Below are 13712 nucleotides of genomic sequence, written 5' to 3' on the forward strand. Positions count from 1 at the left end.
CTACTGGAAGGGCCCATTTGAGCTATAATTACATGAGAGTAGTCGCTTTGCTGTACGATGATGGTTAAAGGACTGATTGAACAAGGGGCTATTTCTTTTTCTGTAAAAATTCAAGCTATAAATTACGCAGAAAACCATCGCATCCTTGACGACGAGGTGCCGCATGCTGTCCACCTTTTTTTAACCCGCCTTACTCGATTTGAACCCCTGACCAGCGAGGAATTGAATGGTTTTTTTGCTGAACTGGCGGCCATTGAAAAACCTGATTCGGCCATGCACGATCTCGTTATTGGGCTGGTTAAAGCCATGGCCGTGAATTATTACCTGTCCATTGAACCCGCCATGATGGCGTTGATTCAGCGAATAGAAATGACAATACAGCAGGGCTTGCCTCTACCGGTTATGAACGAGGATGAATGGCAGCGTTACATCCCTCTGTTAAATTATCTGCTGCTAACCCGGGAGCCTCGTCTGCAACTGGTTAACACCACCCCGACCATGGATTTTCCCGGACAAACGCCCTACGCTAATCAGATCATTCAGTATGATCTGGTTTTTGCCTTCAATGCATTGGCGTTATGCCATGTTTTTTCAAGCCATGTCTCCTACCTGGATTGGGATTTAACGAAGCCGATTCTGCCGCCAGGGTTTAAAAAAACCACCAAAAGCATGACCAATGCCAGCGAGTACTTTCCCTATAAAAAAATGTTCAAAATGCACGAAGGCCGCGTGGGCGATACCTTCTTTTATGCAACCAATGGCAAGAAGATCCTCTGTACCCGGCTTCAATGCCGACGCCATTTCAAACCCGATCAAGGAAACAATCTGTCGTCTCACTCGTAATTGGACAAAGCATCTTGCAAACGTAAATGATAATCATTATCATTTAATTTTATTCTTATCCATGCCATGAAAAAACCTGCCTTGGGTGGCTTGTTTATCCTCTCCAGTTCAGTTGCCGCCTTGCCTCATCCTTTTGAAAATGAGCGATTCTCCTACCAGGGGCATGTGTTTTTTAACGTCAGTGATTCCGCGATGGCAGGAGAACGTTATTTACTCAATCAACAATTATCCAATGTAAAGCTTGAGTCCGATTGGGCTTTCCGGGAAAAAAGCCAGATCAAAGGCTTGTTGATTTACAACACCTTGCCCACACCAGTCACGCCAGAATTGTATTTTGAGCAACTTTACCTGGGTTTGCACGAGCCTGCCATGGCTTGGTTTTACGTCGATGCCGGCAGAAAATGGCTTCCTTTCGGCAATTATAAAAATGATCTGATTTATAAACCCTTGACGAAGGCCATGGGCCAGACGAATGAAGATACGTTAGTCATGGCTTTTGATAACCGCGTCTATGGCAGCGTGTCCCTGTTTTCTCCTCATTCACGGGTGCGTTCTTCAACACTTGATTATTATTACAATCTCAATACGGGTTGGCACAATGAGTATTACGATGTGGGTTTCAGTTATCTCTATTCATTCGCTGAGAGCCAACTGTTTCAATACAATAAGGGATTTGGAGGGTACCTGTTTTCCACTATCAATAGCCATGTGCCGGGAGGAGCGGCTTATGTGAACTGGCATTATCGTGGCTATTCAACCTACCTGACTTTCGTTTCGGCTTTGCGGCGCTTTGATAGCAATGAACTGGCCTACCAGAACCAAGGGGCTGCACCCAAGGCCTTGAGCGTGCAAAGTGGGTATGCGTTCCAGGTAAGGACTGTTCCAGTCAAAGCCAGTGTTTTTTATGATCAATCCTTTCAGGCGCTGGCTCTGCAATTGCCCGAAAAACGAGCTGGCGTTGGTCTGGCTTTGTTTCCAAAGCCTTACCTCACCCTGCAGTTGCAATATTTTAAAGACCTCAATTACAAACAGTCAGTCATGGCTTCAGGCCTTGAACGGCAGGTCAAAGGTTACCGTGGCAATCGCGATACCTTTGCCTTACAGGCTATTGTGAATTTTTAAATGAGGGGCGCAGGGATCCCCCGCCTGCGCGGGGGAGATGAAGCGGATGCCAGATGAACCGGATAGCGACCTTATACGCGGCATTGAGTGGTCATGACACCCACTTGTGCAAAGGCCGTTTTAAAGGTTTTCAAATCCAGTTTCAAATCGTTAGCGGCATACAAAACACCGCAAGCCCCGTTTTTGAAATCGGTTGTTGGTGTCCAGTAACGGGTGTTGGCAACGACCATGGCATGGTAGGCTTTTTTGATGCCAATTTTCTGGGATAACAGATAAAATGCTTTGTTAAACACGCCGCTGGCCGTGTGAACAATGAAACTTTGCTGATCCTGCGGATCCGAGATGCGTGATTTGGCAAAAGCCACCAGTTCAGGATAACTGATTGCGCAATAGCTGCCACTGCTGCGGGCGATCGTCTTATCAAGACAATCTGCCGAACTGCCATCTGAAGAGGGATAATCCATAAAACGCAGCGCTTTGCCAAACGAATCCTTCACGATGGTCTCACCAATACCCCAGGTCACTGCCGTGGGATTTAAATTGGTCTTGCTGAAGAGCAAGGGATTTTTTTCTAACAGGTAAGCGCGGGTCGCCTGACCGCCCATATCCGATAAGGATTCATTGAGCGCTCCGGGTTGATCATGGTATTCAAGGCCTGCGTGTTGCTCGGTAAAGCCATGCGTAACCTCATGTCCTGCGACATCAAGCGAAACCAGGGGATAAAAATCGGTGCCATCGCCAAATGACATGGTCTGACCATCCCAGAAGGCATTGTCATACCCGTCACCGAAATGAACGCGCATCACGAGAGGTATCGCCTTGCCTTTGGTGTTTTGCAACGCATTGACTCCGTACCAGTCTTTGTACATGTCAATGATGGTGTGACCGAAATAATAAGCGTCATCCGTTGGCGAATAGGCGCCGTTCACGGTTTCTTCGATGTTGGCATTGCAGGGATATTGATGGGGGGTCATGATTTTGTCGTCCCAATCCCACTTGGAATTTAAATTAACCAGTCGCACTTTCGAATCATCCATGATGCATGTGTCGCCGCGCTGAGTCACTTCCAATGCCGGCAGGCCGTCTTTACCGTACCAGTACTCATGAACTTTCTCATTTCCTCCAGGGCCGCTATCACCGTAGGTTTTGACATCGTTCCATTGACTCAAAACCGCGCCGGATTGCGCGTCAATGATGAAGGTTGGCTGCGCTGGTTTGCTGCCCTCGACAGTCTTAAAGGCAACCAGATAGACCAGACGGGGCGTATTGGGTTCTTCCATACGGATTTGTAATTCACTGCGAACAGAGCGGAGTTCACTGGTATGAGTGGTTTGATAGTCTTTTTCCGCGACAGCAATGGCTTGATGGGCACTGAGTGCGGGTTGCGTGTTTAAGTCTAATTCGTTGATCAACTGGCCGTTCACTTCGCCCTCGGCAGTGGCCGCCAGTGCGGCGGTGGTTGATTTGGCAACCATAACCTGGGCGCCAATCACCGGGATTCCTTTGTAGAGCTGTTGAAAACGGGTAATGGTTTTGTTGTTTTCCCGTGTTTGACTGATCTGTTGCAAGGCATTTTCTTGCGGTGCAGTCTTTTTAGCTGCGGCGAGATGGGCTTGAGGCTGGATGAGGGAAAAGGAGTTTAAACTGGAAAGCGGGGCCTGATAAAGGTCTACGGCGTTACTCGCCATTAACACAGGAGAGGCAGTGCCAAGCGACAAAACGGCTATTTTTTTTAACATATCTAAATCCAAATCAATAGTTAACGTGGTCATCATGGCATAAGGATGACCATGATGCAATAATGTTTGTCAGTCTACTCAGTGGAATGATGTTTGCTGCCGGAAGACAAAAGTTTGTTGGTGTAAGCAATGGCTAAAGCGGAGACCAGCAGGGTAAGATGAATGAGAACCTGCCACATGACCTTGTCGTTGGCCATCCTTGAGGGATCGATGAATGTACGCAATAAATGAATGGATGAAATGCCGATTAACGCCAGGGCCAGTTTAATTTTCATAGCCCCTGCATCAAGGTGATCCAGCCATTCCGGCTGATCGGGATGAGCATCCAGATCAAGACGTGAGATGAAGGTTTCATAACCGCCCATGACCACCATAATGAGCAAGTTAGCAATCATGACCACGTCAATCAGGCTTAATACGCCGAGCATGATTTGATTGTCATCCACCCCATTTAAATGGCTGATAAGATGGTAAAGCTCAGCAATAAAACGGTAGACATACGTGGCTAAAATAACAATCAGGCCGAGATACAGGGGGGCCTGAAGCCAGCGGCTCATAAAAATAAAGCGGCCCACGGCTTTTTTCAATGTGTTCATAAGGACAATACCCAGAGTAACTGATAAGGTCGTTATAGTACTGCCTTTAAACGGGGATTGACCAGTTTTTTAGTTAAAAATTAGAGCAGATACCGAATAACTGCTATCTTTTTATAAACAGGCCGTGAAGTGATGATCATGCACCAGATTACCCTGACCTATGATGAATCCATGGTTCGTAAAGCCATTTTCCGCTTTTGGAAAAGAACGGTGGGTCTGGTCTACCCGATTGCACTGGTCATCATGACTCTGGTTTTTTTTATTCTGCTTTATCAGGGCAACCGTTCCTGGTGGATCGGGGCGTTGGGGGCGGTGTTGCTTCTCAGTTTTTTAATGATTTTAACGCTCTACCTGGTGCATTTTCGTAATGCCTGGCATAAATTCAGGGAAATGGGCTCGCCTGTGGCGTCGTTTATTGCGGCAGAAAACAGCGCAACCATTTCTTCCAGCGCCGGCACCAGCACCTTCCCCTGGTCAGCCATTAAGGAAGTGTGGCGCTATGATGACCTGTGGTTGTTCTTTTTTTCAAAGAGTCAATTCATAACCTTTCCAAGCGCGCAGGTGAGCGAAGACGTACAGGCCTACATTCTTCATCACATTCAACAGGCGGGAGGCCGCATTGATTAAGCGCGGGGGAGGTGCCTGGCAATATCCCGGGTCAACCGGGTCAAGTTATTGTTCATGCTGATGACCATGGTGTTGGGGTTTACCATCGGCAGTTTTTCCGTGTAGGCTACCTTGTATTTCTTAAAGGGTTCGTCACCTTTATAAATGACATATTCCGCCTGTAAAATGCTTTGCCCTTGAGCGGTCACTTTGTATTGCGAAATATCGACCTGCAACTGATAGTTGGGTTTGAATTTAATATCCCAGGGCGCCAGTTCAACGAGAGCGCCAGATAAAAAAGTGGACAGATTGGATTTAATGACGCGTTTCACATTGCCCCGGACTTCTTCTGCCCATTGCGAATCTTCCTGTAATTCGCTGAGGTTGGGTGTGTAATAAAGGCTTAACTGCGGTTTATCGAGGTAATCCGGTACGCTGACCCGTTCAATGCCCAGCCTGACATGAATGTATTGATTGCTTTGATTCACCGGTGCTGCAACCGGATTCAGCACATAATAAGATGGGTCTTTACTGCGTGAACAGGCGGTAAGAATCAGACTTGCACTGATCAGTAGTCCGATAGCGCGCTTCATGATTTACCCCGCAGCAGAGATTCAGGGTGACGGGAAAGGTAATCGCTTAAGTTGCGGACAGAATAAGCGGCCTTGGCTACTTCCCTCATGCTTTCATTAAAGTAGACAAAGGTACCTGGCATGCGTTCGGAGATGGCGATGGCTAATTTATCAATACTGGCCGCCATGTCTTTAATGGCGACAATGGTGTCTTTGAATTCTTTGGAGCGAATTAAATTACTGATGTCCCGTAAGGTTTTCCGTGCAGCGCGCAGGGTATCATTGGCGGTCATGTCGTCTTCGTTGGACGTTTCGGTTGGGAACATGGAATAGCCGTGGAAGGTTCGAATCAACGGGGTTGTTCTCTGTTTGTTTTCCGAAGGCACCAATTCGATGCTGGCTGTGCCGGTGAGTATATTGGGTGCGGTGATTGTCGCCACGATGCCGTTATCAATCAGAATTTGAATGGGGTTGTCTTTCTGGACGAAGGACTTTTCGACAAAAAACTCAACATAGACTGGAATGGCCACATTGGATTTTGATTTATTCGCAGTCAATTCGATGCGTTTGACTTCACCGATTTTAACGCCGCGGTACGTGATGGGGGAGGTGACATTCAAGCCATTTAAGGATCCTTTAAAAAACATGGTATAGGTCTCAACTTTACCATGCATGTATTCTTTGTACATAAAAACCAGACTCAGCGCGGCAAGTACGATCGCGCCAAAAATAAATACACCAATTCCTATGTAGATGCGTTCCTGACGTTCCCTGGGCATTCTATTCCTTTTCGGTGGCTATGAGAGATACAATTTTAATATGACGCTTACAATAATTAACCAAAACAACCCGCGTGTAATGATGCGTGACACCGCTTTCCTCGTCGGTAATATTCGATTGGCCACATCATAATAATAATAACCTGCTGTGAAACTGGCAATGGTCGCATAGAGGATAGTCTTACAAAGAGAGTTCAATAAATCAGCCAGAGTAATGACATCGCCTAAACGGATTAAATACTCATTGATATCGGCCTTAAGGTAATAATAGAAAGTTAAATAAATGCTGGTTAAAAATCCTAACGAGACATAGGTGTACAGTAGCAGAGCCGTGACATTGAATCCGGCGACAAGAGGAATGATGTTTTCAAGCAACACTTTTTGCGGATCTTCATGAAGGCTTGGATGATAAAAATCAATGAGGTTCAAACCGCACTGAGTACAAAGAACGAAGCCAATGGTTAACGGCGCGAAATCATGAATGACGGTATTCTGGGCAATCAGCATGCCTTGATGCTGAAGGTTATACGAGGCCAGCATGTAATGAATGCTGACGGCCAGAGAGGTGCCCATCAACATACTGACGAAAAGCAGGGGGATTACCACCCAGGTTCCGGCGCGTAAGGTGGCAATAAAGGATTCGCGCCAGGCAATGGCGTTCCAGTTACACAGCAGGCTATAAAAAAAATGACCAAAAAACACAAAGAAGAAAACAGTGGATTGCAGTAAAGCGCCTGCTTTTTCGCCCGTGCGTTGAAATAGAATCAATGCCATAGAAACCCTTGATTATCCTTAATCCGCCAACTAACACACCCATAGTACACGTGAGTACCTGATTATTCAAAGGAACATGCAAACCCCTTTCCCGGCAAGAGCGGGGACAGAAAAAGTCATCGCGTGGGGTCACAAACGGTTTACTTAGCGATAGGAGTCTATGGTCAACGGGAGCGGCAATTTTTCTGGTTCCGATTCCTCCTCCGCGGGCTTAAAAAAGCCATTGTCCTTGACTGCGGTCAGGGTGAACAGGAATTTACTTCGGGTGGGAGCGCAGTTTACACCGAGTGTTCCCCTGGTCTGTATTTCTTTTGGTGAAACAAGTTCAATGTCGCGGTTATGAAGAGCGTCGCAGACGGTGGTTTTTTTTTCCACAATGGTAGTGAGGCATTTTTTTTGGTATTTACAGTAATCATCAGCCTTTATTGATTGATAATAATGATAGCCTAAATAGAGGCTGATGAAACCTGCCAGGCCAATGCCAATGAGAAAACCCGCTGGTCCAATGGTCAAGCCCGCGACGGCGGCCGCTTCAAACGCGGTTAAAACCGCATTGACTCCGAGAAAATAAGTACCAAACAAGGTCGTGCAGATCAACGCAGTGGTATTTACTGCGTCGCGGATAAGCAGGGCACGGTTTTTGTTGATGTACTCGGGGATGCGTTGTGTCTTCATGGCCAGGCCGTTTCTTTCAAGCAGGAGATCGGCTGTTTTGTTTTTTAGCGCATAGAGGCAGCAATATTTTTTATTTTTAAGTTCGTCTCGATGCAACTCTTTGTAATTGGCATAAATAAACAGCCCACCCATTAAGAGAGAGAGCAAGGCCATAATGCTCGTACTGATCAACAGGGAAATAACCCCCAGGGTGACGACGCCTACCACGCTCCATAACAAGATCAGTGGATAGCTTGAGGCATCGGTCAGTGGGAGGGATATGGCCTGCAACAGTTTATTCTTACGGCGCATTTTCGGGGCGATTCTGTGCCCGTAGGCAATCAGGGCATCGACGGTTTCCTCATCCAGAAACTCGTATAGATCATTTAACCTGTTTGAGTTTAACAGTTGCCGCAACTCGCTGTTATTTAATTGATTTAATTCCGACATGGTTATCAATTAACCATCAAGGTCATGTAAGAGGCGTTGCCATTATTCAGCATTTGACAGGTCATTTCAATAGAATGAGGGCGGGAACCACGCGTGGCACGGTTCCCTTCTGACTTATTGAAGCGCGGGGGTTGCACTGAAAGCGGTTTCTTCGTCTGCCTCCTCTTCCTCTGCACTGACATAACTGCGGCCCATGATTTCGCAGGCGCGTACTTTATCTTTTTCTTGAAGATAAGCCGCAATGGCTTCAACCGGATTTTTATAGCCCTCGTCATCCTGGGAGTCATTCGCCATTAAGGTGTTTATGGATTCCATAGGGCATTCGCTTTCAATTTTCCAATTGTCCACCATGGCCATGTAGAGGCTATTTAGCAGGACTTCGCCCTGCCTGATTTGGCCAAGCAAGGTGACCTCATACTGATTTCTGGGAATAGAGAACAGATGACGCATATACCCTTTCCAGCCAGGAAGCTCGGTCAGCGCTTCTTTGTGGGCTGGATTGGAAAATGCCTGATAGCTTGAGCGGATAAGCGCAATGAGCGCCTGGCGGTAAGATTCATAAGAAGCCGGTAATTCGGCATTAATGAATAACCACTCCAGACGTTGAAGACGTTTACAAAGCGTTCTGATTCGAGGCAAATGTTCCTCAGGCAATGTCACCCGCCGTAAAGTATCTGCCGAGAGGGCTTCGATTTCCTGAGGGGGCAGGGTCCAGCGTAATTTCACTGCGGGATCGGCACCATCACGAAAATGAACGGTTGTTCCATCCGACTTCACATGGGTTTTCAAGGGCCCTTCGCTGTGAAGTGCAAGGGGTTCCATGACACCGCTGTAGCGGGGGACTGCAGGGTGTTTGCCATTTTCCGTCAGTCGGGCAATCTGGCTGGCAGTCAGTACGCCTTCCAGCAAGCGTATTGCCTGAGATTTGCAGGTATGGGACTGGCTTAACGAAGGTCCTGACCAGGTCAGCGAGGGATTAATTTCAAAGGGTTTTAAACGCGGCTCGCGGCCCTCATTGCTGGCGCGGATTTTTTCAGTTTCATAAATTAAGGCGGACCATTGTTCATAGGCATAGACTCGCTTTTTATCGGCGGCCTTTAATTTAAAAAATTGAGCCGTTTCTTCAATGGTGTCTTCCTGCTCCTGGATCATTTTTTTGCATTTTCCCTGCAAGGCATGAAACTGTTCCATCGTCAATTCAAAGGAAACGCCGTGCATGCCGGAACCAAAATCCATAAACCGGGTTTCTTCTGAACGAAGCATGCCGTGATTGCCATTGAGATCGACATCAAACCCCACAAGCAGTTTCAGTTTAGCTGTCCAGGTATTGCGCGTGGTTGTGGGGACGCCGTAAAATCCGTAAGTATTGACCACCTCTATAGGCGCCTGATTGCCTTCCAGCTCATCCCACTGAGACAGAATAAAGGCGCTATGCCATAAAGGATTGCTGGTTTCTGTATCGAAGGCACAGTAAGTCACTAAATATTTCATGCATCATCCTTAATTAGTTGTGGAGCCCGATCGTATACGGAGCTTAATCGATGACTTTAAACCGCAAGTTACCCCCCCATCGATTACAATATCATTGAACCTTATTTTTTGACAATGTTGGTTATTTGATCAGAGTTGGCAGTTAGTTTCCCTATCAGGGGCAAAAGGTAAAGCAGCAAGGGAATTTCAAGGTAGGCATGAAAAAGGGCAGCGATGCCGTAGACTGTTCTGGTGACTGAAAAGGCGTAGAAGAAAAAGGCGCTGAATAATACAAAAACGGCCAGTACCGGTAAATGAACAGGCAAGGTCATGCCCACCTGGTTTGGAAGCACCCGCAGCACAAAGTAATAATGAATCATTTGCAGATAAACGGCTGCTGCAAACCAGGCGATGGTCAGGGTGCTGTAAGACGCATTGAGGATGTAATGGGACAAGAACTGGTGAATCTCCCGATGGGAAAACACAGGCGCATCGACAGTCAGATAAAGGGCTAAGAGAAAAACAGCGCAAGGATTGACAATAAAAAGAACCCAGGCTCGCGATGACGCTTTTTGCACTGACAGAAAGCCCCAGGGCGTCAGGTTATGTAAAAAGGCGAGAATAACCAAAAGCAGGGCTGCATTGAAAATCAGCAGGCTTGTGAACACAGCCAGAACGAGGCTGGTCAGCCAGTTGGTGCTGTAATAAAGGCACAGAAATAAAAGAGAGAATAAACAAAGAAGTTCTAAAAGCGTCATCGCGGGAAGAGGGTGTATCAGATGAAAGGTTTTCACAATAACCAGGAAAGAGAGTATGCTTAGCACGAGAATCATAAAAGATGCCGGTAACTGCGTGGCGATGTGTTTGCGAATATAAACCAGTTCGTAATAGACGTGAGGCGCCCCCAGTAAACTCAGGGAAAGCAAGTAGGAGCTAAAGGGAAAAATGGATGCTGACAGCATAAACATGACCACCACACTGCTCGTGACCATACTGTGTGAGTTGGCGGCTTTCTTACTGATTATCAAACGCTTGGTCCCCCAAAAAGAATTCTGGCTATGGATGGCTTTTATTATAGGATTAAACTGCGTCACCAATCCATTGGCCCAGATCGCCTTTCACCATCTGGAGCAGGCAACGCATGCACCGAACTTAAGCTGGGTTGTTACCGAAGCGGTTGTCATTCTGGTCGAAGCCCTGCTGATTCGCATTGCCATGTTAAAGCCGCTGAAATCGGGCCTCGGTTATTCCCTAATCTTAAACGGCAGTTCAATTATTATCGGAGAACTATTGTGTTGGTTAAAATTATTGCCGGCCTGTGCCTGATAGTGGTTTCTGTCACGGCAGCCTATGCTGATCTCATCGAACCATCCATTAATGTGAATTTCGTGGAAGGGTATTTTGGTGGCTTCGGAAAACTATCGCTGTCGGCGGTTGTTTTCGGTATTGCAGTGATTGTATTGGTTGCCGGCTACATGCGTAAAAAAAGGTAATCACAACCAGCGATGTCACCCCCTCCCCCTCATTCCCCGTTCTGATTTTTTCCAGGCGTTGTGGTGGCGGAAAAGAGCCGGTTTTTTGCCCATTTCACCGTTTGCTGTGGCGTCTCGTCAGCTCAAAAGGTGACAGACTGCCAAGGCGTCCACTGGCTTTCGCAGGTGGCAGCTTCAGCGTTGTCGGTTTGTTGAAATCGAATAAAGGCTTGTCGCCTGGCGGTATCAAAAACCACGCTGTAGTATGTCGCACTGGGATCACGGAGATAGTGAGGATCAGTGCCGCAGTAATGCACCGTCGCACCCGGAACGGTCTGCAGGGTATTGAGTTCTTTTTCCATGATGCCCTTGAGTGTCGCGGCGGAACTGTTCTGTCGCGCCCGGGCCAACTCGGTTAGATGAAGGTAACGCTCAGCTGAAAAACTGGGTGTCTGCTGGCCATGGTCATGACCCAGGTACAGCGGCCAATTCAACAATCGAAACGTGTTAGCGGCCACCAGGAAGTCCCTATTATTGTCCAGTTCCGGTTCAACAGTCTCTGCCTGACTGGGTATGCGTGAACGGATTTTAAACACATCTTCCGGGAATTGATCGAGGGGATAATGTCCCTGGACTTCATTATATGGCGAGGCTTCGAAGGACAGCAGATCATTTTCCTTTGGCCCGGCAATATTCACCAGATAGCCAAAGTCTGGTGCCGTGTGACGAACCCAGTTTGACAGTTGATCAAACTGGGTAGTTTTGAACATTTGAATCAGCATCTGACCAAAATAAGAGCGTCTTTGAAACACCTTGTACTCATTACCAACACTGGCCCCGGCGTTAATGGCCATGAAATAACCCTGGTCATTCATAAATGTGGCGGCGGAAATCAGACCCGGTTGCCCAATGCTCATGACGCGATGCGGGTAACGCGCTTTGTTCGGGTGTTCAAAAAGAATGACCTGAGGGTAGCGGGTGGTCATGGCCAGATAGTCCCTGGGGTAATCAAAATTACGCCCTGCCATGACAGTACCGTCTTTTAAACCCAGAAATGAGCAGGACTCAACAGAGGGACCGTGCTTTAATTCTTTCGCGAAGAGAGTCAGTAGAATGCTCTGATCAAGGAAAATAAAATCATCCATGGTCAGGCCATGGGTTTTGGCAAAATCGCTGTTGGCCTCGCCTTCTATAAATTCATAAAGTTCAGGCGGGTAACGAAGTCTGGCTTGTTTAAGCCACTTTTTTACCAGGCGTTCGAATTTCCGTTTTTTAACCGGATCATCGGGGTAAAGACTCTGAATGGATAAGGCTTTTTGCGCAATCAGTTTGTCTGCCGTTTTTTCGGCATACTGTATGCCCATGTCATAAAACGAACCATGAAGTTCAAGGCGCTGCAAAGTCGTATGGGCATACAGGTTCAGACAGGCGATTAGGCAAAGCCAGGTTGTTAAAATCCTTTTCATTGGTTTCATCCAAAAGACAATGGCGGCATTATAGCGAAACGGCGCAACGCCCGGGAGAGGTATAATCTACTTCTATAATTAAAGAAAAAGCAACAGGGATAGTCTTAATGAAACGGATTGTGATTTGCTGTGACGGAACCTGGAATTTGCCTGATGCCATGTTTAATGGACTGCCATTGAAAACCAACGTTACAAAACTCGCTGAAGCTGTCCTGTATGATTACAAAGGCCTTCAGCAGATGATGTTCTATGACACGGGTATCGGCACGCATGGCAACGCGTTCATCCGAATTTACGATGGCCTGACCGGCTATCGCTTATCGGAAAACATGCTGAAGGCCTATCGTTTTCTGGTGCAGAATTATGACGACGGCGACGAATTGTTTTTATTCGGTTTCAGCCGCGGGGCGTTCACGGTACGGACCTTGGCCGGCATGATCCGCAACTGCGGCATTTTACGGCGTAATCAGATTGATAAAATTGATCAGGGCTTTAAGCTTTACAGTGCCCGTACCTTGGCGTCTCATCCGCGTCTGGTGGAGTCGACCCTGTTTCGCCGCTCCTATGCGGTGAGGGATCGAACGCCGATTAAATTCATCGGGGTCTGGGACACGGTGGGTGCACTGGGCAATCCCTTATTTCTTAATGGTATTTTAGCGCCTCGCTACCGTTTTCACGACTATAAATTAAGCAGCATGGTTGATCATGCCTACCATGCGGTGGCTATTAATGAGCTACGGCGGCATTTTCAGCCGGCATTGTGGGAAAAAGATAAAAACGATACCCGCCAAACCATGGAACAGGTGTGGTTTGTGGGTGTCCATTCGGATGTTGGCGGCGGTTATGGCGCAACCGGTCTATCGGATATTGCGCTGCAATGGATGGCGGACAAGGCAAGGCATGCGGGTCTCGGGCTGTCTGAACTCCCCATCAAGCCTGATTTTATGCAGCCCTGCGCCAACTCGCGTACCGGCCTGTATCGGCTTATCCCGGCTTATTCGCGGCCAATCGACCAGCCGACGGCAGAAGGAAAGGAAACCTGTGAAATGCTGCATCCGTCCGTTTTGCAACGCTACAAGTCTGATCCGAACTATCGGCCGGCCAATTTACTGGACTACCTGCAAAAAAACACGCAATTGTTAAATTAATATTGTTTTATCCCCTTTACA

Annotated in this window: 15 protein-coding genes; 6 read left to right on the top strand and 9 right to left on the bottom strand. The window is 47.4% G+C overall.

Annotation, left to right across the window (positions count from 1 at the left end; translation table 11 throughout):
* Positions 1-57: 57 nt before the first annotated feature.
* Both GH742_RS03830 and GH742_RS03835 read left to right on the top strand, forming a co-directional pair.
* A complete protein-coding gene (locus GH742_RS03830; RefSeq protein WP_203456170.1) occupies positions 58-843 on the top strand; it encodes a hypothetical protein in 786 nt (261 codons plus the stop codon).
* A gap of 66 nt (positions 844-909) precedes the next feature.
* The gene (locus GH742_RS03835) at positions 910-1965 is read left to right on the top strand and encodes an LbtU family siderophore porin (RefSeq protein WP_203456171.1); all 1056 of its coding nucleotides are present in this window, start codon (positions 910-912) and stop codon (positions 1963-1965) included.
* Positions 1966-2036: 71 nt separating this feature from the next.
* On the opposite strand, the gene GH742_RS03840 is transcribed toward GH742_RS03835, so the two are convergent.
* The gene (locus GH742_RS03840; RefSeq protein WP_203456172.1) at positions 2037-3704 is read right to left on the bottom strand and encodes a M4 family metallopeptidase; all 1668 of its coding nucleotides are present in this window, start codon (positions 3702-3704) and stop codon (positions 2037-2039) included.
* A gap of 74 nt (positions 3705-3778) precedes the next feature.
* A complete protein-coding gene (locus tag GH742_RS03845) occupies positions 3779-4300 on the bottom strand; it encodes a TIGR00645 family protein (RefSeq protein WP_203456173.1) in 522 nt (173 codons plus the stop codon).
* A gap of 138 nt (positions 4301-4438) precedes the next feature.
* Between GH742_RS03845 and GH742_RS03850 the strand changes: the two genes are divergently transcribed.
* Positions 4439-4927, top strand: a complete 489-nt coding sequence (locus GH742_RS03850; protein ID WP_203456174.1) for a YcxB family protein — start codon at positions 4439-4441, stop codon at positions 4925-4927.
* Here GH742_RS03850 and GH742_RS03855 read toward each other — a convergent pair.
* The 6 genes from GH742_RS03855 to GH742_RS03880 form a co-directional block, all read right to left on the bottom strand.
* Entirely contained in the window at positions 4924-5499 is a 576-nt protein-coding gene (locus GH742_RS03855; protein ID WP_203456175.1) for a membrane integrity-associated transporter subunit PqiC, read from the bottom strand. The genes GH742_RS03850 and GH742_RS03855 overlap by 4 nt on opposite strands.
* Entirely contained in the window at positions 5496-6257 is a 762-nt protein-coding gene (locus GH742_RS03860; RefSeq protein ID WP_203456176.1) for an MlaD family protein, read from the bottom strand. The genes GH742_RS03855 and GH742_RS03860 overlap by 4 nt, the downstream gene beginning before the upstream one ends.
* An 18-nt stretch (positions 6258-6275) precedes the next feature.
* A complete protein-coding gene (locus GH742_RS03865; RefSeq protein WP_203456177.1) occupies positions 6276-7031 on the bottom strand; it encodes an ABC transporter permease in 756 nt (251 codons plus the stop codon).
* 144 nt (positions 7032-7175) lie between these two features.
* Positions 7176-8135: a hypothetical protein gene (locus tag GH742_RS03870; protein WP_203456178.1), complete on the bottom strand. Its 960-nt coding sequence runs from the start codon at positions 8133-8135 to the stop codon at positions 7176-7178.
* A 114-nt stretch (positions 8136-8249) separates the two neighbouring features.
* Positions 8250-9626: a hypothetical protein gene (locus tag GH742_RS03875; protein ID WP_203456179.1), complete on the bottom strand. Its 1377-nt coding sequence runs from the start codon at positions 9624-9626 to the stop codon at positions 8250-8252.
* 101 nt (positions 9627-9727) lie between these two features.
* Positions 9728-10597: a hypothetical protein gene (locus GH742_RS03880; protein WP_203456180.1), complete on the bottom strand. Its 870-nt coding sequence runs from the start codon at positions 10595-10597 to the stop codon at positions 9728-9730.
* Here GH742_RS03880 and GH742_RS03885 point away from each other — a divergent pair.
* Positions 10572-10931 carry a hypothetical protein gene (locus GH742_RS03885; RefSeq protein WP_203456181.1) on the top strand — a complete coding sequence of 120 codons (360 nt, stop codon included), beginning with the start codon at positions 10572-10574 and terminating at the stop codon, positions 10929-10931. The two genes, GH742_RS03880 and GH742_RS03885, sit on opposite strands and share 26 nt — an antisense overlap.
* Positions 10898-11098, top strand: coding sequence for a hypothetical protein (locus tag GH742_RS03890; RefSeq protein ID WP_203456182.1), 201 nt, complete (start codon positions 10898-10900; stop codon positions 11096-11098). The genes GH742_RS03885 and GH742_RS03890 overlap by 34 nt, the downstream gene beginning before the upstream one ends.
* Before the next feature lie 122 nt (positions 11099-11220).
* Here the strand turns inward: GH742_RS03890 and GH742_RS03895 are convergent, their stop codons facing one another.
* The gene (locus GH742_RS03895) at positions 11221-12543 is read right to left on the bottom strand and encodes a hypothetical protein (protein ID WP_203456183.1); all 1323 of its coding nucleotides are present in this window, start codon (positions 12541-12543) and stop codon (positions 11221-11223) included.
* 107 nt (positions 12544-12650) lie between these two features.
* On the opposite strand from GH742_RS03895, the gene GH742_RS03900 reads away from it, so the two are divergent.
* Positions 12651-13691: a DUF2235 domain-containing protein gene (locus GH742_RS03900; RefSeq protein WP_203456184.1), complete on the top strand. Its 1041-nt coding sequence runs from the start codon at positions 12651-12653 to the stop codon at positions 13689-13691.
* The last annotated feature ends 21 nt before the right edge of the window (positions 13692-13712 follow it).

The sequence above is a fragment of the Legionella sp. MW5194 genome (assembly GCF_016864235.1).
GTDB lineage: Bacteria > Pseudomonadota > Gammaproteobacteria > Legionellales > Legionellaceae > Legionella_C.

Coding starts and splice junctions, on each gene's coding strand:
- GH742_RS03840 (WP_203456172.1), bottom strand. CDS start 3,704: ATGTTAAAAAAAATAGCCGTTTTGTCGCTTGGCACTGCCTCTCCTGTG.
- GH742_RS03900 (WP_203456184.1), top strand. CDS start 12,651: ATGAAACGGATTGTGATTTGCTGTGACGGAACCTGGAATTTGCCTGAT.
- GH742_RS03855 (WP_203456175.1), bottom strand. CDS start 5,499: ATGAAGCGCGCTATCGGACTACTGATCAGTGCAAGTCTGATTCTTACC.
- GH742_RS03860 (WP_203456176.1), bottom strand. CDS start 6,257: ATGCCCAGGGAACGTCAGGAACGCATCTACATAGGAATTGGTGTATTT.
- GH742_RS03830 (WP_203456170.1), top strand. CDS start 58: ATGATGGTTAAAGGACTGATTGAACAAGGGGCTATTTCTTTTTCTGTA.
- GH742_RS03870 (WP_203456178.1), bottom strand. CDS start 8,135: ATGTCGGAATTAAATCAATTAAATAACAGCGAGTTGCGGCAACTGTTA.
- GH742_RS03835 (WP_203456171.1), top strand. CDS start 910: ATGAAAAAACCTGCCTTGGGTGGCTTGTTTATCCTCTCCAGTTCAGTT.
- GH742_RS03875 (WP_203456179.1), bottom strand. CDS start 9,626: ATGAAATATTTAGTGACTTACTGTGCCTTCGATACAGAAACCAGCAAT.
- GH742_RS03850 (WP_203456174.1), top strand. CDS start 4,439: ATGCACCAGATTACCCTGACCTATGATGAATCCATGGTTCGTAAAGCC.
- GH742_RS03865 (WP_203456177.1), bottom strand. CDS start 7,031: ATGGCATTGATTCTATTTCAACGCACGGGCGAAAAAGCAGGCGCTTTA.
- GH742_RS03880 (WP_203456180.1), bottom strand. CDS start 10,597: ATGGTCACGAGCAGTGTGGTGGTCATGTTTATGCTGTCAGCATCCATT.
- GH742_RS03895 (WP_203456183.1), bottom strand. CDS start 12,543: ATGAAAAGGATTTTAACAACCTGGCTTTGCCTAATCGCCTGTCTGAAC.
- GH742_RS03845 (WP_203456173.1), bottom strand. CDS start 4,300: ATGAACACATTGAAAAAAGCCGTGGGCCGCTTTATTTTTATGAGCCGC.
- GH742_RS03885 (WP_203456181.1), top strand. CDS start 10,572: ATGACCACCACACTGCTCGTGACCATACTGTGTGAGTTGGCGGCTTTC.